This window comes from Mesorhizobium terrae (assembly GCF_008727715.1).
Classification (GTDB): domain Bacteria; phylum Pseudomonadota; class Alphaproteobacteria; order Rhizobiales; family Rhizobiaceae; genus Mesorhizobium; species Mesorhizobium terrae.
This window is the reverse complement of the sequence record NZ_CP044218.1, coordinates 2,741,477-2,764,333: the sequence shown is the minus strand read 5'-3', so window position 1 is coordinate 2,764,333 and position 22,857 is coordinate 2,741,477. Positions and strand designations below refer to the sequence as shown.

Here is a 22,857-nt window from a genome sequence, read left to right as displayed (position 1 = left end):
TGTTTTGGAAGGGTGGAAGCTGGCAAAGTCCGAACGACAGAGCCTTGACTTCCGGAACCGCCCCCCAAGCTACGTCGCTCTCGCGATACGGCTGTCCATCGTCCGCAGACCCGTCTATTGGTAAGAGCATCGGTGTGCGACAGAATGTATGCCTCTCATTAGGTTCTTCGATTTTTGCTTCGACCCCGACGCCGAGCGCTTAACGCGCGGCGAAAATGAAATTTGGCTTCGACCCCGGACGCTTAAGCTTCTTTCCTACCTGTTTGGTCAGCCAGATCGCGTGATCGCCAAGGAAGAATTGATGGCGGCGCTCTGGCCAGACCGCATCGTAACTGACGACTCGCTGACGCAGTGCGTCAAGGATCTTCGCAAGGCCTTAGGGACCGATGCCGAAACTCTCGTCCGAACGGTGCATGGTCGAGGCTATGTTCTTGAAAGCAAGCTGTTCGATGTCTGCGCCAGCCCAAAAGATGAGACCACCACCGACGTTCTCCGATCCAATATGCGTTCAACGGTGGCCATCGGCTCAACCCGAGACCTTAGTCAAGAGGGTGCCCTGACGTGGCTGGCGTCGGGGCTGACCGAAGATTTTGTGAGCGCACTGTCGCGCATTCCACAGCTGACAGTGATCCATCCCGCGCCAAATTTCGAAACAGATCAGGAGCTCAGAACCTGGTCGACCTCGGCCGGTGTCGATTTCGTTCTGAGAACGAGTCTTCAAGCGAGTGGAAAACGCATACGTCTTTCGGTGCAAATCGTCGATGCTCGAACCATGCAACAGATTTGGTCTGAAACGTTCGATAGCCTTCTGGAACATGTGTTCGAAGCCCAGGACGAAATCGTGAGGAAGGTCGCGGTCGCCACCCAAACGGAACTGACATTCGGCGCATTGGCTCAGTTGTGGGAAGGTGGCACGAGATCCCTCGCCGCATGGACCGAGATGTGCGCAGGGCGCACCGAGTTCCTGAAATTCAACGCTATTTCCATGCGCGCGGCGCGAACCAGGCTTGCGAAGGCCGTTGAGCTTGACCCATCCTATACCGGCGCAATGATCCAACTCGGGCTGTGCTACTACTGGGATGCGCGGTTCAACACAGATCTCGATCGCGGAGAGTGCCTTCGCGCGGCCGAGAGCATGGCCAATGCGGCTTTTGCGATAACAACCGACCTTCCCACCGCGCATATGCTCCGAGGCGGTATTCTATTCCTGCGCGACAAACACGACGATGCTTTGACGGCGTGCAGAACGGCTGTCGGGCTTTCGCCGAGCGACTCCTGGGCAATCGCCTATTGCGGGCTCGTCCACGTTTATGCGGGCCAGGCGAAAGATGCACTGGATCTCGTCGCCCGAGCGAAGCAATTGAGCCCGCGATCGCCGGGTTGGTACACCTATGTCGAGGCGCTGGCGACGCTGGCGATAGGTGATCTCGTCAAAGCCGAGGCTCTCGCGATAATCAACCTTGAACAGGAGCCGGACGACACTGCCTCCTTTGTAAATCTTGCCCTGGCGCTGGCGATGCGCGGAAAGAAGGAGCAGGCATCGGGCATCATCCATACTCTTCGCCTCCAATTCCCGCGCTACAGCATGGCCGGCTTCATGCGATCGGAACGATATCGCGACGCCGCTTACCGTGACCGGCTGGCGGGTCTTCTTCTCGAATTGGGCATGCCTCCAAGATCCGATCTTTAGTCGTTGATTTCGTTTGCGGCATCGATGACTTCGCTCACGATGAGATCGACGGACTGCGGCGTCGCGCGATGATTGACGAAGCAGGCCCGCAGCGTAAACCGCCCACCGAAGCTGGCATTGGAGAGGTATACCCGACCCCGCGCAATCAAGCGGCGCAGGAGCGCCTCGTTGTCCTTGTCACGATGACCGAAACAAACCGCGCTGAGCGAAACCGGTGCGAACAGTTCGAGTTCAGGATGTTCCTCGATTTTGCGGGCCAGCAATTGGGCGTTTGCAAGGTCTTGCTCAATGGCGGCGCGGAAGGCGGCGCGACCATGATACTGCAGCGACATCCAGAGTTTCAGGGCTCGAAAGCGTCGAGTCAATTCGATCGACTCGTCAAAGAAGACGAACGACTCGATCGGGTCCTCGTTGAGCACCCGGACGTAATCCGCCTGTTGCGAGAAGGCGCGGCGCGCAGCGTTCCGGTCCCGGTAAAGCAGGCAGCCGCAATCGACAGGCTGATAGAGCCATTTATGAGCATCGATTGACACGGAATCGGCAAGCGAGAGACCCGCGAAATACTCAGGCTTCGCAAGAGCAGCGAGGCCGCCATACGCACCGTCCACGTGCAGCCAAAGATCCTGTTCTCTCGCAATCGCGGCGATCTCTTCAACGGGATCGATCGCGCCGCTGACGACCGTGCCAGTCGTTGCGATCACGGCAATCGGCATCAAGCCGGCGGCGCGGTCATCGGTTATGGCGCGATGTAGTAAGTCGGGTTGCATGCGTAGAGCGTCATCGGTCTCGATTAGCCTAAGATTCTTCCGACCAAGCCCCAACAAGGCCATGGCTTTGGGAATCGAGAAATGAACCTCTTTCGAGCAGTAGACGATGCCGCCGCCACTTCCATTTTCGTTGGCGGAGCATTTGGCCTCGCGTGCTATCGCGAGCGCCATCAGATTGGCGGTTGACCCACCGCCGCAGAGACTGCCGCTGAGACCTGGACACCCAATCGCGTCCGCCAGCCAACTTATGACCGTGCGTTCAATGGTCGTCGCGGCCGGCGACGACCGCCATGAGGTAACGTTCTGATTAAGCGCAGCAACCAGAAGCTCGCTTACCGCGCTGACAGGCTCGCCGGAGCCGAATACATAACCGAAGAACCTGTCGCCGGCGGGCCTTGATCGATCCGCAATTGGACCAAAGCTTTCGAAGACGGCGGGCCCGATCCCCTCCTCAGACCAAGAACGGGTCAACAGCGCCTCGGTCTCGGCTCCGCTTGTTGCCGGGTAGGTCCGCCGTTCAGGAAGCGAAAGCCAATAGGCCTTTGCGATATCAGCAACGGCGTCGACTAAAGCTGTTGTCTCGCCGTCTGATAGAAGCAAGCTGTTACGTTGTGACTTCATCATATCCAGGCTCCAGAACAACAATGGGGCTATTCTGCACGAATGCGCTCGAAACTAAGTTGCGGGGCTTTTGGCGCTCTGAATGGGCCCAAGTGGCACTTTAGCACCAGCCCTCGCGTGCGTATGGCGCTTCCACGCGGTCAAGCCGATGACGGCCAGGCAGCAGAATGTGTGGAAGCGCCGTTCCGATCGCGCAGGACGCAGCGATTTGGAGGGATATCGGAAACGATCTGCTGCGCCATCGGTGAAGGTGAAGATCGCCAGCATGAACTGTGCTGATGTCATTGTAGCGGGCATGATCATGACCTTCTCCTCTGTCGATCAGAGGATGGCCGCCGCTTGCGAGGCGGCAACGATCAGCAGCAGCAAGCCGGCGAGACGGTTGAATGAAGCTTGCGCTCGGGGGCTTTGCAGCCATGGCGCAAGGACGCGTCCGAAGGCTGGAAGCCCGCAGAAACGTACGCCTGAGGCACCGAGGAAGCCGAGTGCGAACCAGATACGCAGGCTGTTGTCGTAGCTTGAGGAAAACACCCCAACGAGCAGCATGATCTCGATATAGACCAGTGGGTTCAACCAGGTCGTGACCAGCATTGATACGATGGCCTGTCCGCGGGTTTCGCCACCATTTCGTGCCCACTCCGGCCGGTTCGCACTACCGGCGGACCTCAACGCCTTGATCGCACACCATATGACGAAGGCGATACCTGCGGTCTGCATGGCAGTCTGGACCGAAGGCACTATCTGCAAGAAAGCACCGACACCGGAGACACCGGCGATCACAATGAGGATCTCGGAAAGGTATCCCGTTGCCGCCACCACGGCAGGATTCCTGTGCAAGGCTCCAGCCTGGATGAGCTTGAGGTTCTGCGGACCGATCGAGAAAATCGCACCTGCGCCCAGTCCAAAGCCGGTCATCATCGCGGTGAGTGCAAAACTTGGCTGCAACATGTTCGTCTCCTCTTCGATGGCCGTGCCGACCAGCATTGAGGAGAGTGTGTGCCCCGCATCAGATGAATGTCCTGACGCCGTGCTGAAAGATTCGTGAAATAATCGAACGGACGAATTCCGTATGTCCGCGCTCTTTTCGATTCTGCAACCCGTGCAAGTCGGTGACGCCTGCAACGGGGGCCGGAAGCCGTCCGTCCGCTATCGGGGCGAGCTCGGCGGATAGCCGCCATTTGACAACCAACCCGAAACTAGACGCTCGAGCGGCGCGCGACTGCACGTTCGCTACGAGCTCACTTTTCCAAACGCTACCAAATGGTCATTGGCAGCTTTGGCTAGTCATGCGTTCACCTCACGCAGAAGGGCGTCGGGGTTCCACACCCGTTCGGCAATTTGGCGATAAAGTTGGCTTCGTTCTTCGGGGTCGGATTTTTTGAATGTGTGACAGACTGCACAGCCTATGACTTCAAACTCCATCTATACGTGACCGCGCATAATTTTCATTTATACGGACTCGCGTATAATTGCATTTTAAACGCGAATGCGTATATTGTAATTTTATACGGAGTCACGTATATTCTCAGCTGGAGGTTCCCAATGAACGGACAGATCGCCCGCACGGAAAAACAACTCGGCGCCATCCTGCGTCGCGTCCGCAAACAGTACGGCCTAACGCAAGGCGCATTGGGTGAGCAAATCCATCTCCGCCAGGGGACTGTTTCGCGCCTTGAGGCCGGCGAGCCGGCTGTGCAGCTCCGGACTCTGATGGAAGCTCTATCCGCTCTCCGCCTTGAGCTTGTAGTGCGGCCGCGTACCGAAGCGCGCGCTGCCGATATCGAGGATATTTTCTAATGGCGAGAAGGAAAGCAAACGCGCCTCTGAATGTTTTCCTAAACGGCCGCCTCGTCGGGCTGCTGCGCCGGGAAGCTACAGGCGCTATCGACTTCAAGTACGATAACAAATGGCTCGGCTGGGAGCACGGCTTTCCGGTCTCCTTGTCGCTGCCTCTGCGCGAGGACCGTTATATCGGCACGCCCGTCATCAACGTGTTCGACAACCTGCTGCCGGATAATGAGCCCATCAGGAAGCGCGTAGCCGAGCGTGTCGGCGCAGGCGGTACCGATGCCTACAGCCTGCTGACAGCCATTGGCCACGATTGCGTCGGCGCCTTGCAATTTCTTTCCGATGGCGCTGATCCGGGAACGGTCGGGCAGGTCGATGGGAAACCCGTCGCCGACGGCGAAATCGGCGAGATCATCAACAATCTGGCCAGCGCTCCCCTGGGTGTCGGGGAAGATGAGGATTTTCGCATCTCGATCGCCGGCGCGCAGGAGAAGACCGCCCTGCTTCGTGTCGACGGCCAATGGTTCAAGCCTACCGGCACAACTGCGACCACCCATATCCTCAAACCGCAGATCGGACAGCTTCCCAACGGGATCGACCTCTCGAATAGCGTCGAGAACGAGTATCTCTGCCTTAAGCTGCTGGAGGGTTTTGGCATCCCGGCCGCGAATGTGGAGATCGCTGATTTCGGAGGGCGCCGTACCCTGATCGTCGAACGCTTCGACCGTCGGTGGGCAAGAGACGGCCGCCTTCTTCGTTTGCCGCAGGAAGATATCTGTCAGGCCCTTTCGGTACCGCCTACACGCAAATACCAATCCGATGGCGGTCCGGGCATGCGGGAGATTGTCCAGCTTCTGAAAGGCAGCGACAGGCCCGAGGACGATATCGCCATCTTTATGCGGACATGCATTGTGTTCTGGATGCTCGGCGCGACCGACGGCCATGCCAAGAATTTCAGCGTGTTCCTCGACCCTGGCGGACGCTTTCGCATGACGCCCATGTACGACGTGCTGACGGCGCAGCCGAGCCTTGATGCCGGACAAATTCAGCGCAAGAAATTCAAGCTGGCTATGTCCGTTGGCAAGAACCGGCACTACCCGGTACTGGACATCATGCCTCGCCATTTTGTGCAAACAGCGGACATTGCCGGTGTCGGCAAATCTCTCATGCGCGCGATATTCGATGATCTGTCAGCGCATGCCATGCGCCAAGCCGATGGCGTGATAAGCTCGCTGCCAGACAGCTTTCCCGATGAGCTTGTCGACTCGGTTCGCTCCGCAATCGAGGCGCGCGCCTCTCTTCTTGCTGAGACGAAAGATGCCGCTCTGGCTTAACGTAGTCCGCGCGGCACTCTTCGTAAAAGCTGCAACGCCCGCAATGAATCCATCTTGCGCCGCCAGTGAATAACCGAGAACTTTGCTCCCTAGTTCCTGGTTTCGATCATTCGAACCTGATACGCTCGGACCAATGCTGCTCGACATATTGCGCTCCATGCCGTCTTATATTTGTGAATTTACCATACGCCTCGAAGTGGAAGTTTCTATGCTTAACAAAATTTCACCCACCACCATCTTCTGCATCGCAAACTTTCGGCCTGCTCTTAAACTGAACTAACAGCATTATTACAGAAAATACTATGGAAAAGTACGTAAACGAGATTAGAAAAGCCTTCTTGATTGATATAAGATCTAGAGAATCATGAACTGAAGGGCCTATACTTGAACTCCTGAATGCCGGATATGCCGAAGCGGCCACCGATAGCGCTGTAATACATAAAACTACAACCAGCGGCTTTGAGACATCATATCCACCGGAAATAACAATATTGATAAAAATCATTGATACCGCCCATAGTATCCAAATAAAACTCAAGTAACTGCACAGTTTAATATATATATCGATGTCTTCTGCTCGCATCGGTAACAGGCTATCTTTCACTAACGCTAAGAAAAAATCGCGTGATAAAAAATTCCATGGCCAGAGCCAATCTGGTAGAGGAAATTCCATGAAGGGCGAGCGGAAGGTAGGACTCGCAGTAAAAATAGACGTAAATAAAATTGACGCTACGAAAAAAATAATAAAACTTCTCATCAGAATGTACATTCTGAGTCCGAATAAATAAGAAAATTTATTAGTATATATATCCGTATATTTCAACTCAGAGACCTTAACAAAGCTAAGCGCATCTCTGTACTCATCCAAGGAAATATTTGTCGGATTTTTCGACGAGATGTTAATAGCGCGTCTGAGGCTATTCATCGTAAATATCTCTGTGATTTTAGGAAATTTTCGGCTGCATGTGGTCACGACGATGCTTTTCTTCACCTCTCATGAAACGCCTCATCTTTCATCTCCATGAGTGGATCGAGCAGGAATTCGATGACACGGCGATCGCCGGTCTTGATCTCGGCGGTGACCGACATGCCGGGCGTTAGTGGGACGTCCTGGCCATCGGCGCGGATGCTGGTATCCGCCATGGCGATGCGCACCGGGAAGACGAGCGGTCCGGCTGTTTGTTGAGCAGTGTCTGGGGCGGCTTCCTTGGTGCCCGCTGTCGGCTTGGCGGGAATCGCATCGTTGGAGACCGACTGCACCGAGCCATCGAGCGTGCCGTAGCGGGTGAAGGGGAATGCCTCGAGCTTGATGCGGGCACTCTGGCCCTCGCGCACAAAACCCTTGTCCTTGTTGAGCAGCATCGCTTCCACTTCGAGTGCCGTGCCGTCGGGCACCACCACCATCAGGCGCTGGCCGGTCTGCACGACCTCGCCAAAGGTGGTGATTTCCACCTGTTGCACGCGGCCGGAAACCGGGGCTTTCAGCGTGCTCGCCCGCTCGAACAGTTCCGCCTTGGTGAGATCCTGCCGCAGCGTGCCGATCTCCTTGTCCGTATCGGTCAGTTCCGTCATCAGCTTGTCGAGATAGGCTTCGTGGCGTTCGCGCTTGCGCGCTTCGAGCGCGGATTTGGTTGCTCCGAGTTCGGCGATGTGGCCTTCGTCGGTGACAACCGCCAGCAATTGATCCTGCTTGCTCTGGCGCGCGTCGATGGTGCGCGACTTGATGCCGAGGCCACGGCCTTCGAGTTCCTCGAAGACATCGAGCCGGTCGCCGGTCAGATTGACCAGCTTCTGGCGCTCGGCCAGCGTTTTGGCGCCGCGCTCGATCTCGACTTTCTTCGCGGCAATGTCGGCCGCGAGACTGAGCTGTTCCGCCTCATATGCGGCCAGACGACGATCAAGGTCAGCCATGGGCTGTAGAGATACATCACAGCCAGGAACACAAAGAGAAAAAACACGTCGAGCAGCACGGTGAGCGCCGAGCCGGTGAGAAACGCGCGGATGTTCTCCAGTTCGTGCACGCGGGCCACCGTCTGCCCGGTTTGGCGCGCCTCGAAATAGGCGATCGGCAACCCCAGGAGATGATTAAACAGCTTGGCACCCAACGCCACATCGATCCGGCTGGTCGTGTGTGTCGTCACATAAGTCCGCAAGCCGGTGAGCAGCACCTCGAACAACGACACCACGGAAAGGCCGATCACCAGCACTTCCAGCGTCGTCAGGCCGTTGTGGACCAGCACCTTGTCGATGACCAGCTGGAAGAAGATCGGCGAGATCAGGCCGAGCAATTGCACGAAGAACGAGGCAAGCAGCACTTCGGCGAAGACCCAACGGTAACGGATCATCTCCGGAATGAACCAGGAGAAATCGAAGCGTCGGGCAAACCCGTCGGCAAAGGCACGACTGGTGATCAGGATGGCAAAGCCGCTCCATCCCGCCTCGAATTCCTCTCGAGACAGTTCCTGCGCGGCACCGATCGCGGGATCCTGGATAAGCACCTTGTCGGCGGACAGTCCCGCCAGGATGGCAAAACCGCCGCTTGCCTTCTCGACGATGACGGGCAGCGCCAGCCGATCCAGCCGCTTTACGGCTGGCCGCACTACGCGCGCCTTGAGTTTCAGGCGTTTGGCGGCCCTGACTATGTCTTCGCGGCCTGCAACATCAACACCGGCGGGTCCTCCCGCCGAACCAAGTCCAAGATCATGCCGGATGACATCGGCATCCGCTGGTCGCCGCAAATATTGCGCGATCAACGCCAAGCATACCACGCCCGTATCGACTGGAGCCGCATGCGGCTCGACACTGTTCACACGCCCGCCCCGCGCAACAGAAAGTTTCCTCACCGCCAACTTCTGCACTTCGCAGAAAGCGATGCAAGCACCGGCTGCAAACAAAAAGTGGAAATCAATTGTTAGATGTTTTTATCGGGCACTCGTAGCCTTCCTTTCACAGGTCTCGTATTGGCGAGGGAGGAGGAGCGAAGAAATGGTGATTAGTGCTACGGCAATCCTGCACGCCTGCACCATGACATCAACGCAAAGATGAAGCGGATTCATCGTCGTCTCACGATTTGAAAGCGCTAACGGTGCAGCGCTCAGATTGCGTATGCCAGATACGGCAAATACAAAAACGGACACAAGTTGCTGTCTGCCGGAGCTGAGAACTCGCATGCAGCCCACAATTCAGGCCGGGCGGCTCATTCGCAATTCGAACCAAATAGCGCGTCCGAATTGGGGACCGGGAGCTGACGGGCAGCTCCTTGACGCGAAAGTGCGGAAAGCGGACATCACCCGGGACCGAGTACAAATGTCGCAAAGTGACCAACCCAGACTGACCACTTTAGTACGACGGTAGGCGGCTGCTCGCAGCCTCTATCCCGTTGCGCGACCGTTAGTACATACCTTGCTCTGACATTCGAGCATGTCTCCCACTGTTCAGGTCTCGCCGCGACCGTATATGCGTATGGAGGTGAAGGCACACATGCAGTGGGAGCGCTGTTTCAAGCCTGCGATAAACCAGTCCAATCCTTCACCAGACTGGGCCAGTCGATCGCTCGCGGCTTCTTGCCGGTCCAAACCTCCCAGAAATCGGGATCCGACGACCGAGGACGGTGCACTTCGGCAAGTTCCTCCATCTCGACGAGAAGCGGGATAGGTGTAGCCCATCCAAGGAGAACTGCTTGTCGTGAAGGCAAGCTTGGCAGTTCCTTCAGTAGACCTGCGACATTGTCGGGAACGAGTCGGGCAACCAGTGCCTGATCGAGATCGTTCACGATCCGATGGAGCAAGAACGTATTGCACTGCGCTAGGATGGTCGACGAGAGTTCGGATGGGCGTTGCGACGACAGCATAAGGCCAAGGCCGAACTTGCGTCCCTCGCGTGCGATCTTCTCAAAAATTTCGCGGCATAGCTGCGCCGGATTCTCGGCCGGCCCCTCATCGTTTGCTCCGCGCCGTACGAAACTGTGCGCTTCCTCCAGCACTAGCGTCGTTGGAAGCGGGCGGCCCTGAGGATGCAGCCGACGGTAGCGCTGCAAGGCTTCGAATACGAGGCGTGCAAGAACCGCCACGACGACATGAATGATCTCTGACGGTACAAGGGAAAGGTCGATAATTGCGACTTGGCCGTTGGCGGAGGCATCGCTGCCTATGAGATCGTTGAGCCAAGCATCAAGAGTGAGAGTGGGTTCGCTGCCGACTACCTGCCCGAGACGTGGATCGGCCATCATGCCGCGGATACGCATGCCGAGAGTGCTGATGAAACCGGCTAGCCCTGCGCCTTCGGTCGCGGCAATCCGCTCAAGATGGTCGGAGAGCATATCCACATCGAACGGAATTGGCGCGTCCTCAGTCACTTGCGCCGCAACAAGACCGTCCGCAACAGCATCCAGGAAGCTTTGAAGCGATGTCTGTACGGATTCGATTTCTTGCACCGTGAAACTATTGAACCATCCGTTATTACCACGGCGATTGTTCGCGATATCACGAACTGAGGACGCAATGTCGGTTAGCAGCGCCTGCGGATCGCCTGCGATCCGCGCGCTCAAATCATCACAGTCTGTCGCGATGTTATCTAAGAGCTCGCCACATTGGCGTCGCGGTCCCGGTTCGCCGGCGAATGATGCGGGCCCTCGGGAAAGCAATGCGTCCACGAGGAGCCGATAGGAATGGACGTGGCGCCGCACCAGCGCTTCGGGCGGCATGCCCTCCAGATTGCCGCTTTTAAGATCGCGTAAGGCTTGTAGCAACAGAGGACGTTGGGCTCCAGGCCTCGCGAATGAGACAGCCGTCCATTCATGACCGTTCCACAACCAGGCCGGCAAACGAAGCGGCCGTTCGCCTACCTCGGCGTTCACCGGCGGAACCCTAAACAAGCGAACCTTGTCGCCCCTATCTTCAAAGGCGCGCGCGTATTCGCCGTTAGGATCGAGGATGACAAAGCGCGCATTGGGTGCTTGCATGCCTTCTTCTAGCGCCTCTTGTGCCGCTTCCAGCGACCATCGGATCAGCCCGGCGACTGAACACGATTTCCCACTACCGGTGTTGCCCAACACGGCAACGTGCCGACCAAAGATTTTGTCGGGGTCGACCATGATCGATGTGTCGGCGGCCAGCGGCGACGAACCGATACGGACTCTTCGATCCTTGTCCTTCGCCCCCACGATGGCGGCAATCTGTTCCGGCGTCGGGATCAGAACTTGGTCACCAACGGATGGAAAGGCGATCACGCCGCGGCTCAACTCGTACACGCTGGTATCGGCGCGACGATCGCGGCGCACGGTCAGCGTCCCGATTGGTGCAAGTGCCATCTTCCGCAACGGAAATGGTAAGTCGATCAGACCAAAGTCCTTGAGCCCGGATCGCTTTGGATAAGGCGAGCGTTCAATGCCGATCCAAGTCACGTAAGCAACGGTTGCGCCAGCCTCATTTGGAATAAGCACATAGCTGTTGAGGCGCGGAAAACTTGTCGGAGTGCCCGTATTGAGCGCGGTCGACTGCGGCGCATCGAGATCGAGCAGCACGCGGATTTCGTCGGACGAGATAGACTCGACGGTGCCGATGACGAGTGCGGCAAGCCGTTCGATTGGCGAGTTCATTGGGTTCCACCATTGTCAGTCGGTGCCTCGGCGTAGGCTCGGTTCTTCAGCAATTCGGACATACGGCCGGTAATGTAATCGAGTGCGGGCTTCGGCAAGTAGTCATCAACGAGCCGCTGAAGACTCCCAAAATGCCTGCCGGCGAGGAAACTCACCTGCGCTGGCCGCGTCTGACCGAGGAAGTTCTTGACTCGGTCGTCGAGGTCGAACGCGATGATAACCAAATGCGCCGAGGGCACTGACAGCATGTCGAGCAGTACGCGATTTATGTGATCGTCACCGAAACCGTAGCCGTACGTTACAACCACGGAATTGGGTCTACATGTTGCGGATGCAAAGTCGCGGAAAAGTTCGGCGTAGGGATACTGTGTCGTCTCGACGTCCTTTGCTGGGTTCGGATAGATCATCACCGTGTCGACCGGAGAGTCCGGAAGACTTGGGTGATCGTCGGCAGCACCAAAGGGCGTCTCAGCGCGATAGATTCGGCGCATAGAGGCTTCGAAACGCCAGTCTAGGCTTCCGTGCAGCTTGGTAAAACGCACCACCCCTTCCATGAAACGCGGTTCGCCCCGGATGCCGGGTGGATTGTAGTGGTAATCCAGTTCAATGCGTGTGTTGCGAAACCAAGGTTGCAGCGAACCCACAAATCGGTCGATGATCCGCAGTCCGGCATCGTCGCAGCCGCGCTCGATCAGACGATCATAATTGGTTGTGAAAATATGCAGGCGCTCACGTGAGGCAGCGCGGCTTGCGAAGCTAAGCAGAAATGACTGTAGCATAGCAGATGCTGGCACGCTGTCTGACTGCGCAATGCCACGTTCGGTCGCCAACAATGAATAGAGAAATATCTCGATCGCCTTGTTAATATCAGCGCGCACCGCCTTTGCGGCGGTGGCATCGATGATATCCAAGCCGTCGAGAACAGCGATTGCGCTACGTAGCTGGTCCTCGATGTTGGCCTCTCCGCGCCCCATCTTCTTGGCGCTAATGGTAGCGTGGTCCATGATTGCCTTCGCGTGCGGGGATGCGCTGGCAGCCGTTCCCATACCGGTAGCGTCCACGCCTGCGGAAAACGCCACCGCAGTCGTAAATCCGCTCCCGAGAAGCAAGTTGAGGTGCTCTGCCTGAAACACAGCGGACAACCACGGCTCGATCTTCCGCCGGTGCATCGAAACAAACTGGTCGAGTTCATCGGCCCCGGCTGGAATGGAATCGAAGGCCTCGCTGGACGATCCCACCCTATAGCTATGCACCTTCCACTCCATAGTTCCCCCTATTTTTCTATTGCGAGCAGACCTGTCACAAAACGCCTTCTCGACCGACGCAAATCGCAACTGCCAAGCGAAATTAACATTCTACTTTGATGGTTGGACAGCCTTGAGCGTACTCGCAAACCGGAGCAAATCGCCAATATGCACGCAAGTCTGCTTTCCCAAAAGGCGCAGATGGTCTAGCCATTGGCGCGCGGGATAGTCCTCTAGACTTGGCCCTTAGGATTGCATGCTGAAGGGCTCGGGGGAGCGATGACTTCAAAGACAAAATCCGAACGTCTACGACGCCTTTTGTCCCATGGATACTTCGCTCCGGAGCTGCCGCCGTGCTTTGTTTCGTATGACCTAGCGAAATATCGAAAGTCGGTTCTCGACGGTATCGAAGCAATGCCGCTGATAAGGGGAAAACCGGCGTTCCACCGCTATATTTCCGAGCCGAGCTGGTTCTATTTTCCTCGCTTCGGGAAGGATGATCGCCGTCATGGCGTACCGAATCCTCTTGCCTATTTGCTCTTATCTCGGGCGGTTGCCGACAATTATATTAAGATGCGGACCGCGGCCAAAAGCTCGCGGATATCTTCGTCGCCACCGATCTTCGACTGGAACGGGCCGCGCGCCCTGATCCGGCCCAACATCGATTTGCGCGACGACTTTCGCGTGGACCTCTCATCGAGGCGCGAGGAATTCGTGGGCGCCGATATTCGCGCCTTCTTTCACTCGATCTACACCCACGCAATTCCTTGGGCGATCCACGGCAAGGCGTTCGCCAAACTCAATCGCGGTGCGGAGCATTTTGGCAATCTTATCGACCTGTTGTGCCGCAATGCGCAGGACGGCCAGACCATCGGCCTGCCGGTGGGACCCGACTGCTCACGCCTGATCGCGGAAGTTGTCGCATCCGCGATTGACGTCGCTCTGCGTGCCAAGGTCGGAATCGGTCCGCGCGATGCTTCGCGCTATATCGACGACTATACGATCAGCAGCAGCGCCGACCACTCAGGCAAGAACCTCATCGCGGCTCTTCGCCAAGCTGCTGCACAGTACGAGCTCGAGCTAAACAACGACAAGTCGGTGATCCTTCCAACTTCAAGTAGGCACGATAATGGCTGGAAGCAGGAAGTACGATCTTATGTACCGCGAGGTCCAAGCAGCGACGCAGAATTTCAACACTTCTTTTATCGCGTCGGACGGGTTTGCGATGCACACCCCGACACGAATGTTGAGAAATATGCTTTCCAGAATGCACGCGCATCATTCGTACGGACGACCAATTGGGCCAAAGTCCAAAGCCATTTGATCGCCGCCTACCGGCGCAACGCCAGCTTGGTCGCGTTTCTCGTCGAGATCACGCTGCTGCGCCAAGCCGAGCGCAACGACGTTGAATTACCGAAGCTGACGGAATTCCTTGAACACCGGCTGCCCGTACTCGCCCGCGAGAACCGGACCGGCGAGATTATCTGGTTTTTGTTTCTCGCTGCCCGTTTGCGGGTCCCGCTTTCAGCGTCGAGTGTTGAACCTCTCACCGAGATCGATAACTCGATGGTAGCCTTGCTCACCGCTGTGTGTGCCAATCTTCGACTCGTAGAAGGTGCGATCGATTTCACCAGATGGAATAGCGCGCTTTCCGGTGACGGTCTCCGCAGCAGCATGTGGCTATACGCCTATGAGAGCGTGGGCCTTGGCATCAATCCTGTGCCGTCAACAGCGTTCATCGAGGCAGATCCCTATTTTGCGCTGCTACAAGCTAGGAAAATCCGGTTTCTCTCGATCACTACCGGGTTCACGTCGATCAACACCACCCTCCGCTCGCTGCGCGGTGACAATGTCCGTCTCCAGCGCGTCCGCGACGATTTCCTCGACGATTTCACGTTCGAGTTGGACGAGTTCGACAACGACGATGATTATGAAGTCGAAGACGATGCTTACTAGGCTAGGTTGGGGGCATAGTGTCATGTTTTCGACCCTGCACGACGACCGACGGCAGCTTTCGAGCCCATCGGTCGGCAGGCTGAACGTCTGTAATGGGGGCGCGTTGCTGAACGCGGCCTCGCTATATTCGGCGAGGCCGCAGGGATCAGATTTCAGTTGTCTCGGCAAGCGTAAGCGCGTCATCGATATCGACACCGAGATATCGAACCGTGTTTTCGATCTTGGTGTGTCCGAGCAAGATCTGAATAGCTCGAAGATTGCCTGTAGCCTTGTAGATCAATGCCGCCTTGGTACGGCGGAGCGAATGTGTCCCGTATTCCTCAGGGCGCAGTCCAATCGCCGTAATCCATTCATCGACCAATCTCGCGTACTGTCGGGTGCTTAGGTGCCCGTCGCGGTCAACTCGGCTTGGGAACGCGTAGTCGTCGATAGTGCCACCACGACGTTCGAGCCACGCGAGCAGACTTGCTCTCGTGTCTGCGGTGATCTCGAACTGGACCGGCCGACCGGTCTTCTGCTGGATCACCATTGATCGGGCCCTTATTGCCGGGCCTGAAACAAGCGATCCAATCTTCATTTTGACGAGGTCGCAACCGCGAAGCTTGCTGTCGATTGCGAGGTCAAACAAAGCCCGGTCGCGCATCCGCCCTTCGCTATCTAGGAAAAAGCGGATCAACCAGATTTGCTTCACTTTGAGCGCTCGTTTGGCGCCGACCTGCTTGCCTGCATTCCAGGCCGGCCGACCTTTGGCGAGTGGGTCGTACCTTGAGATACCCATGACATTTCTCCCTTTGGCCAACATGGCCAGTAGAGAGATAGTGGGGGCCGGAACCGGAAAGGCAGCTTTCGGTCGACACCGAGCGGATAGCTGCCGATCGTTCGATCTCGGTCCAAAGGCCTTCACTCAACAGACGGAAAAAGGCTAGATCGGCAGCGGTTTGACCCGTTCTTGCGAAACCACCTGGGTATTGCGATAAGTCCGGTGGGGGAAGCGTGGACAAGAGAGCACTCACCGAACGCGACATCTGCACGAAGTTCATCCTGCCGGCCATCAAGCGCGCCGGCTGGGACGAGATGGTGCAGGTTCGGGAGGAAGTCTATTTTACCAGGGGCCGGATCATCGTGCGCGGCAAGCTGGTGACGCGCGGCAAGGCCAAGAAAGCCGACTTCGTTCTTTACTACAAGCCGAATATCCCGATCGCGCTAATCGAAGCGAAGGACAACAATCATTCAGTCGGCGATGGGATTCAGCAAGGTCTCGACTACGCCGCGACACTGGATATTCCCTTTGTGTTTTCCTCAAATGGTGATGGCTTCGTATTCCACGACCGCACTGGCGGAAGTACCACAATCGAAACCAATATCGGGCTCGACGACTTCCCGACGCCGGCGGATCTGTGGTCGCGCTATTGCGCCTGGAAGGGCCTCGACACCGAAGCCGAAGAGATTGTGCTCCAAGATTATTTCGACGACGGCAGCGGCAAGGCCCCTCGCTATTATCAAGTGAATGCCGTGAACGGCGCGATCGAGGCCATCGCCCAGGGTCGCGACCGCGTGCTGCTGGTGATGGCGACCGGTACCGGCAAGACCTACACAGCGTTTCAAATCATCTGGCGATTGTGGAAGGCGGGCCGCAAGAAGCGCATCCTTTTCTTGGCCGATCGTAACGTTCTGATCGACCAGACGATGGTAAATGACTTCCGCCCCTTCGGCGCGGCGATGGCGAAGCTTTCCACCAATGCCAAGACGATCGAACGGCATGACGGCACCACTGTCGATCTGACATTGGCACTCAACAAAAAGCGGCGCATCGACACAGCCTTCGAAATTTATCTTGGGCTGTATCAAGCGATCACCGGCCCGGAGGAACGCCACAAGCTCTATCGCGAGTTCTCGCCTGGCTTCTTCGACCTAATCGTGATCGATGAGTGCCATCGCGGCAGCGTGGCCGCAGATTCTGCCTGGCGTGAGATCCTGACGCATTTTTCTAGCGCGACGCAGATCGGACTCACCGCCACGCCGAAGGAAACCGAATACGTTTCCAACACCGACTATTTCGGCGAGCCGGTCTTCACCTATTCGTTGAAGCAAGGCATCAGCGACGGCTTCCTGGCCCCTTATAAAGTCATCAAGGTTCACATCGACCGAGACGTGGAAGGCTACCGCCCGGAACCCGGCCAGCTCGACCGGGACGGCAACGAGGTCGAGGACCGCATCTACAATACCAAGGATTTTGACCGAAACCTTGTACTCGACGATCGCACGGTACTGACCGCGAAGAAGGTCACTGAATTCCTCAAAGTGAGTGGCGACCGATTCCAGAAAACTATCGTGTTTTGCGTCGATGAGGAGCACGCAGCGCGGATGCGTCAGGCGCTCGTCAACGAGAATGCCGATCTGGTAGCCGAGAACCGGCGTTACGTCATGCGCATCACCGGCAGCGACAAGGATGGCCAGGAACAGCTCGGTAATTTCATTGACCCCGAAGCGAAATATCCCGTACTGGTCACGACCTCGCGGCTGCTTTCGACGGGCGTCGATGCGCAGACGTGCCGGCTGATTGTGCTCGATCGCGCGGTGGGCTCGATGACCGAGTTCAAGCAGATCGTCGGGCGCGGCACGCGCGTTCATGAGGACACCAAGAAATTCTTCTTCACTCTGATCGATTTTCGTGGCGCGACCAGCCATTTTGCCGACCCTGAGTTCGACGGTGACCCCGTGCAGATTTACGAGGCGGACGACGGCGACCCGATCAGCCCGCCAGACGAAATGCCCGATGGGTTCGGGGAAAATGAGCAGACGCGCTACGAGCCTCGAGAGGACGAAACCCTCGTCGATGAACCAGGCCCTGTCACGTCTCCCAGTGGCACCATCCGTAAGATTTATGTCGACGGCGTGGGCGCCCGCATACTCGCCGAGCGCGTCGAATATCTCGACGAGAACGGTAAGCTTGTCACCGAATCCCTGCGCGATTTCACCAAGACGACGCTCAGGAAGTGCTTCGCCAGCCTCGACGATTTCCTCAAACGTTGGAAATCCGCCGAGCGCAAACAGGCGATCATCGAGGAACTGGAGGCCGAGGGGTTGGCGCTCGACGTCGTCTCGGACGAACTCGGCAAGAACCTCGATCCCTTCGATCTGATCTGCCACGTCGCCTTCGACAAGAAGCCGCTCACACGCCGTGAGCGGGCAGAGAATGTCAGCAAGCGCGACGTGTTCACCAAATACGGGCCGCAGGCCCGGGCTGTGCTCGATGCACTCCTGGAGAAGTATCGCGATGAGGGCGTGCTTAATCTGGACGACGCCAATGTGCTGAAGGTGACGCCGTTCACTACGATGGGCAGCGTCGTGCAACTCATCAAGGCGTTCGGCGGCAAGGAGGGTTTTGAGGCGGCGGTCCGCGAAATGCAGGACGCGCTCTATCAGGAGACAGCGTGACGATGGTGAATCTCGGAACATACGAGCTTGCGGACCACCTTTTTCCAGACTGCATCCGAAAGCATCGACTTGAGTATCCTGACACCGATCTGCTGGAGGTCATCGCCGCGCAGCTTGCTGCCACCGCGTTTCCGCAAGGTGCCTCCTTGAGATTTCTCCGTCAGGTCTGCCGATGGGGCGGATATTACGGCATTGCCGCTAGGGTCCAGCAGAACAATCAACCCGGAGCAATATGCCAGGCTCTCACTGGTGCCTGGCAAATGATTTCGCAGTCAGATCCTATGGGCGCCCTTGAACAGATCAACGCACTTCACGGCCTTTCCCGTCCCTCCTTCGCCTCCAAGTTCATCCGGTTCCTTTCGCCACACCAAGCACCGATTTTTGATCGGATCATTAGCGAGCAAACCGGGTTCAGTTTAACTGCTGCCGGCTATGGTCTACTCATAAAAGCTTGCCAGCACGCTGCTGAGCATTTGGCTGCGGCTGGCATTGGCAACCCTGTGCGTCCGGACGGCGCATGGTATATCGCGGATATTGAAGCCGCGTTCTACGCTGACATGGGAAATCTGGAAGCATGATCGTCCGCACCACCGTAAAATCCATTCAGGACATCATGCGCCAGGATTCTGGCGTCGATGGCGATGCGCAACGCATCAGCCAGTTGTGCTGGATGTTTTTCCTCAAGATCATCGACGATCAGGACCAGGAACTTGAACTGACGAGGAGCGGCTATCGCTCGCCGATTCCGGAGAAATTCCAGTGGCGGAGTTGGGCAGCGGACCTCGAAGGCATGACTGGCGACGCGCTATTGGCCTTCGTCAACGGGGAGCTGTTTCCCGCACTGAAAAGCCTTCAGCTGACTGGGCAACCAGGCGACCGCCGCCGTGTGGTGCGCGATCTGTTCGAGGACGCCTTCAACTACATGAAGTCAGGGCACCTGATCCGCCAAGTCATCAACAAGATCGACGAAATCGACTTCAATAACCTAGACGAACGCCGGCACTTCGGTGAGTTCTATGAGCAACTGCTCAACAGTCTGCAGTCGGCCGGCAACGCGGGCGAGTTCTATACGCCGCGCGCCGTGACCGCCTTTTTGGTCGATCGCATCGATCCGCATCCGGGCGAAATCCTGTTCGATCCGGCCTGCGGCACGGGCGGCTTTCTGTCCTGCGCAATCAATCACATGGAGGCGAACTACGTCCGCACGCCGAAACAGCGCGAGACGATGCAGGGCGCTCTGCTCGCGGTGGAGAAGAAGCAGCTTCCCCACATGCTGTGCGTCACCAACATGCTGCTGCACGGCATCGAGGACCCGAGCTTTGTGCGCCATGACAATACGCTGGCCCGGCCGCTGATTTCATGGAGCAAGGACGAGCGCGTCGATATCGTCGTCACCAATCCGCCCTTCGGTGGTAAGGAGGAAGACGGCATCGAAAACAATTTCCCGACCTTCCGTACCAAAGAAACCGCCGACCTGTTCCTGGCACTGATCGTGCGCCTCTTGAAGCAAGACGGCCGAGCCGCGGTGGTGCTGCCGGACGGCACTCTGTTCGGCGAGGGCATCAAAACGCGACTCAAGGAACATCTGATGGAGGAGTGCAACCTCCACACTATCGTTCGGCTGCCGAATTCTGTGTTCAAGCCCTATGCCTCGATCGGCACCAATCTGCTGTTCTTCGAGAAGGGCACGCCGACGAAAGACATCTGGTTCTACGACCACCGCGTACCGGAAGGCCAGAAAGCCTATTCGATGACCAAGCCGATCCGGCTGGAGCATTTTGCAGGCTGCATCGACTGGTGGGGCGGCAAGGAGCGGAAAGGCCGCGAAGAGACGCCGCAGGCATGGAAGGTGAGCGCCGAGGAGGTGAAGGCCCGCGGCTACAATCTTGACATCAAGAACCCGCACAGCGTTGCGGACGATCACGGCGACCCGGAAACGCTGCTCGCCGAGCTCGTCGCAGCTGAGGCCGAGACCGCAAGCTACCGCGACCAGCTGAAGGCGATCCTGGCCGAGGCGCTGGCCCGATGAACGCTGAACGCTTGTTGCAGCATTACGAGAAGATCGCCGACGCGCCCGAGGCCATTGCCCGTCTGCGCCGCTTCGTTCTCGATCTGGCCGTACGCGGCAAGCTCGTACCGCAAGATGCAAAGGACGAACCTGCGTCGGAATTGCTGACGCGCATCGAGAAGGCGAAGGCGCGGCTCGTCAAGGCGGGCGAACTGCGCAAGCCGCGCGACCTCGATAGCGGCGGCGACGTTAATAAGGCTTACTCGATCCCCTCGACATGGCGATGGGTACGGCTCGATGGAGTCGGCGCAATTGTCGGCGGTGGCACGCCATCCGCGAGTGATGCGTACAACTTTGCGGAACCCGGAGAGGGCGTGCCATGGCTTACGCCTGCCGACCTTGGTGGATATTCGAAACTCTACATTTCGCGTGGTTCGCGCGACCTATCCGAAACGGGCGCGCGAACGTCTTCGGCAACCTTGATGCCGAAGGGCACGGTATTGTTCACGAGCCGCGCGCCAATTGGCTATGTCGCGATAGCTGCCAACCCGATTTCGACGAATCAGGGCTTCAAGTCGATCGTTCCCTATGTCGCGGACTGCTCGCGCTTCATCGCCACGGCGATGAAGGCTTTCGCGCCCGAAATCGACGCCAAAGCGCCGGGGACTACGTTCAAGGAAGTTTCTGGCAAGGTCGTTGCGGCGGTACCATTTCCACTCCCACCGCTCGCCGAGCAGCATCGCATCGTCGCCAAGGTCGATGAATTGATGGACCTGTGCGAACGGCTGGAGACGGCGCGGGCGGGCCGCGAGGCGGTGCGCGACCGGCTGGCGGCGGCGAATCTCGCTCGCTTCAACGCGCCCGATCCCGAAACCTTCCGCAACGACGCCCGCTTCGCCCTCGATGCGCTGCCGGCGCTGACCACGCGCCCCGATCAAATCAAGGACTTGCGCCGGACTATCCTCAACCTCGCCGTGCGCGGCAAACTCGTGCCACAGGATCCGAACGACGAGCCCGGGTCGGAGCTGCTGAAGCTGATCGCGACGGAGATTGCTACTTATGGCGAAGCCAACTGCATTGGGACAGTACAGACTGATCTGATTGCGGATGAGAAACTGCCATTCGCTGCCCCGACCGGTTGGGAATGGACTCGCCTCAGCACCCTGTTCAAGGTCATCACCGATGGCGATCATCAGCCGCCGCCGAAAGCGGACACGGGGGTGGCGTTTCTGACGATCGGAAATATCACATCCGGGCGGCTTGACTTCACTGGCTGTCGGCTGGTTCCGGAAGCCTATTTCAAGTCGCTCGCGCCTTACCGAACGCCCGCCAAAAGTGACATTCTCTACACGGTTGTTGGCGCTACCTACGGTCGGCCTGCACTGGTTGAGACGGAGCGGCCCTTCTGTGTTCAGCGGCACATAGCAATCCTGAAGCCCGTCGAAGCAATGAGCGTGCGGTTCTTAATGACCCTGCTTGCGTCACCGCTCATCTACGATCAAGCGACGAACAGCATTACCGGGACTGCGCAGCCGACGATCGGGCTTCGGCCGCTTCGGAACTTCCTCGCGCCCCTCCCACCCCTTGCCGAGCAACACCGCATCGTCGCTAAGGTCGGTGCGCTGATGGCGTTGTGCGACCGGCTGGAGGCGAGCCTGACCGCCACCGTCGCCACCCGCCGCCGCCTTCTCGATGCGCTTCTCGCCGAGGCCTTGGCGCCGGCTGATGCCAGTCTGTCCGGCGTAAGCGATCGACAAACCGTCGCAACGGTTAGTGGTGACCCGGAGAAGGTCATTTTCGCAGAGAGGTCAGCCTATATCCTGTCGCTTGCGTATGAACGTCATCGCTTTGCCCGGAGGGAACGAACGTTCGGGCATGTCAAAGCCCAGAAGATTCTCCATCTCGTGGAAGCGGAGGCAGGGTTCGATCTTGGGCGCGCGCCTATACGTGATGCTGCTGGCCCGAACGACTTCAAACATATGCTTGCCGTAGAGCAGTGGGCTCGCGGGCATGAACGTTTCGTATTCGAAACCAACGGAGCCGGCTATCTGCTTCGACAGCTATCCAATTTTGATAAGTCGCTGAAGACGGAGCATGGCCCTGACCCGCACACGCGGGCGATTGCCACTAGACTTATTGACATTCTTGTTCCCATGGACACGAGGCAGGCAGAAATATTTGCAACAGTCTATTCCGCTTGGAATAATCTACTGATTGAAGGCAAGGCGCCGACTGACACAGAGATCGTATGCGCAGCACGCGACGACTGGCATCCTGACAAGCTGAAATTGCCTGCTGGTGAGTTCTTTGCTGCCCTCGCCAAGCTTAGGCTTGAGGGGATCGTTCCTAAAGGTACGGGTAAATTCGTTCATGGTCCGTATCAGAAAGCACTGTTCAATTAAGCCACTTGTGAGA

Annotated in this window: 17 protein-coding genes and 1 pseudogene; 9 read left to right on the top strand and 9 right to left on the bottom strand. The window is 57.5% G+C overall.

The annotated features are described in order from the left end of the window. Positions 1 to 148 precede the first annotated feature (148 nt). Complete coding sequence (locus FZF13_RS14730) at positions 149 to 1,690, top strand: winged helix-turn-helix domain-containing tetratricopeptide repeat protein (RefSeq protein ID WP_024927003.1); 1,542 nt, start codon at positions 149 to 151, stop codon at positions 1,688 to 1,690. Here the strand turns inward: FZF13_RS14730 and FZF13_RS14725 are convergent. Genes FZF13_RS14725 through FZF13_RS14715 form a run of 3 tightly spaced genes read right to left on the bottom strand, consistent with a single transcriptional unit; the run spans position 1,687 to position 4,062 of the window. Further along, positions 1,687 to 3,081 carry a pyridoxal phosphate-dependent decarboxylase family protein gene (locus tag FZF13_RS14725; RefSeq protein ID WP_024927556.1) on the bottom strand — a complete coding sequence of 465 codons (1,395 nt, stop codon included), beginning with the start codon at positions 3,079 to 3,081 and terminating at the stop codon, positions 1,687 to 1,689. The genes FZF13_RS14730 and FZF13_RS14725 overlap by 4 nt on opposite strands. Before the next feature lie 51 nt (positions 3,082 to 3,132). Next, positions 3,133 to 3,381, bottom strand: coding sequence for a hypothetical protein (locus FZF13_RS14720; RefSeq protein WP_139116410.1), 249 nt, complete (start codon positions 3,379 to 3,381; stop codon positions 3,133 to 3,135). Between the two features lie 18 nt (positions 3,382 to 3,399). Then, positions 3,400 to 4,062 (bottom strand): LysE/ArgO family amino acid transporter, encoded by a 663-nt coding sequence (locus FZF13_RS14715; protein ID WP_024927005.1) that lies wholly within the window; start codon positions 4,060 to 4,062, stop codon positions 3,400 to 3,402. A 558-nt stretch (positions 4,063 to 4,620) separates the two neighbouring features. Between FZF13_RS14715 and FZF13_RS14710 the strand changes: the two genes are divergently transcribed. After that, entirely contained in the window at positions 4,621 to 4,875 is a 255-nt protein-coding gene (locus FZF13_RS14710; RefSeq protein WP_024927006.1) for a helix-turn-helix domain-containing protein, read from the top strand. Beyond that, entirely contained in the window at positions 4,875 to 6,200 is a 1,326-nt protein-coding gene (locus FZF13_RS14705) for a type II toxin-antitoxin system HipA family toxin (RefSeq protein ID WP_024927007.1), read from the top strand. The genes FZF13_RS14710 and FZF13_RS14705 overlap by 1 nt, the downstream gene beginning before the upstream one ends. 223 nt (positions 6,201 to 6,423) lie before the next feature. Here the strand turns inward: FZF13_RS14705 and FZF13_RS14700 are convergent, their stop codons facing one another. The 3 genes and pseudogenes from FZF13_RS14700 to FZF13_RS14690 all read right to left on the bottom strand — a co-directional run. Next, the gene (locus FZF13_RS14700; RefSeq protein WP_139116411.1) at positions 6,424 to 6,969 is read right to left on the bottom strand and encodes a hypothetical protein; all 546 of its coding nucleotides are present in this window, start codon (positions 6,967 to 6,969) and stop codon (positions 6,424 to 6,426) included. A 218-nt stretch (positions 6,970 to 7,187) separates the two neighbouring features. Continuing rightward, positions 7,188 to 8,111 (bottom strand): HlyD family type I secretion periplasmic adaptor subunit, encoded by a 924-nt coding sequence (locus FZF13_RS14695; protein WP_150978954.1) that lies wholly within the window; start codon positions 8,109 to 8,111, stop codon positions 7,188 to 7,190. Between the two features lie 38 nt (positions 8,112 to 8,149). Beyond that, a pseudogene (locus FZF13_RS14690) lies at positions 8,150 to 8,968 on the bottom strand (ABC transporter transmembrane domain-containing protein); the annotation flags it as partial. On the opposite strand from FZF13_RS14690, the gene FZF13_RS29290 reads away from it, so the two are divergent. Continuing rightward, on the top strand, positions 8,903 to 9,115 hold the full coding sequence (locus FZF13_RS29290; protein ID WP_190234589.1) for a hypothetical protein: 213 nt from the start codon (positions 8,903 to 8,905) through the stop codon (positions 9,113 to 9,115). The pseudogene FZF13_RS14690 and the gene FZF13_RS29290 sit on opposite strands and share 66 nt — an antisense overlap. A gap of 584 nt (positions 9,116 to 9,699) precedes the next feature. Here FZF13_RS29290 and FZF13_RS14685 read toward each other — a convergent pair. Further along, positions 9,700 to 11,796, bottom strand: coding sequence for an ATP-binding protein (locus FZF13_RS14685; protein WP_024927056.1), 2,097 nt, complete (start codon positions 11,794 to 11,796; stop codon positions 9,700 to 9,702). Next, positions 11,793 to 13,061: an SIR2 family protein gene (locus FZF13_RS14680; RefSeq protein WP_024927057.1), complete on the bottom strand. Its 1,269-nt coding sequence runs from the start codon at positions 13,059 to 13,061 to the stop codon at positions 11,793 to 11,795. Before FZF13_RS14680 ends, FZF13_RS14685 begins: the two co-directional genes overlap by 4 nt. Before the next feature lie 258 nt (positions 13,062 to 13,319). Here FZF13_RS14680 and FZF13_RS14675 point away from each other — a divergent pair, with 258 nt between their 5' ends. Next, complete coding sequence (locus FZF13_RS14675) at positions 13,320 to 14,996, top strand: RNA-directed DNA polymerase (RefSeq protein ID WP_024927058.1); 1,677 nt, start codon at positions 13,320 to 13,322, stop codon at positions 14,994 to 14,996. 145 nt (positions 14,997 to 15,141) lie between these two features. On the opposite strand, the gene FZF13_RS14670 is transcribed toward FZF13_RS14675, so the two are convergent. After that, positions 15,142 to 15,774: a tyrosine-type recombinase/integrase gene (locus FZF13_RS14670; RefSeq protein ID WP_024927059.1), complete on the bottom strand. Its 633-nt coding sequence runs from the start codon at positions 15,772 to 15,774 to the stop codon at positions 15,142 to 15,144. Positions 15,775 to 15,989: 215 nt separating this feature from the next. Here FZF13_RS14670 and hsdR point away from each other — a divergent pair, with 215 nt between their 5' ends. From hsdR to FZF13_RS14650, 4 genes are read left to right on the top strand one after another with little or no spacing between them, the layout of a single operon-like run. After that, positions 15,990 to 18,434, top strand: a complete 2,445-nt coding sequence (gene hsdR / locus FZF13_RS14665; protein ID WP_024927060.1) for an EcoAI/FtnUII family type I restriction enzme subunit R — start codon at positions 15,990 to 15,992, stop codon at positions 18,432 to 18,434. Continuing rightward, entirely contained in the window at positions 18,431 to 19,012 is a 582-nt protein-coding gene (locus tag FZF13_RS14660) for a hypothetical protein (RefSeq protein ID WP_024927061.1), read from the top strand. Before hsdR ends, FZF13_RS14660 begins: the two co-directional genes overlap by 4 nt. Next, a complete protein-coding gene (locus FZF13_RS14655; RefSeq protein WP_024927062.1) occupies positions 19,009 to 20,463 on the top strand; it encodes a type I restriction-modification system subunit M in 1,455 nt (484 codons plus the stop codon). Before FZF13_RS14660 ends, FZF13_RS14655 begins: the two co-directional genes overlap by 4 nt. Next, positions 20,460 to 22,844 carry a restriction endonuclease subunit S gene (locus FZF13_RS14650; protein WP_024927063.1) on the top strand — a complete coding sequence of 795 codons (2,385 nt, stop codon included), beginning with the start codon at positions 20,460 to 20,462 and terminating at the stop codon, positions 22,842 to 22,844. Before FZF13_RS14655 ends, FZF13_RS14650 begins: the two co-directional genes overlap by 4 nt. Positions 22,845 to 22,857: the final 13 nt, after the last annotated feature.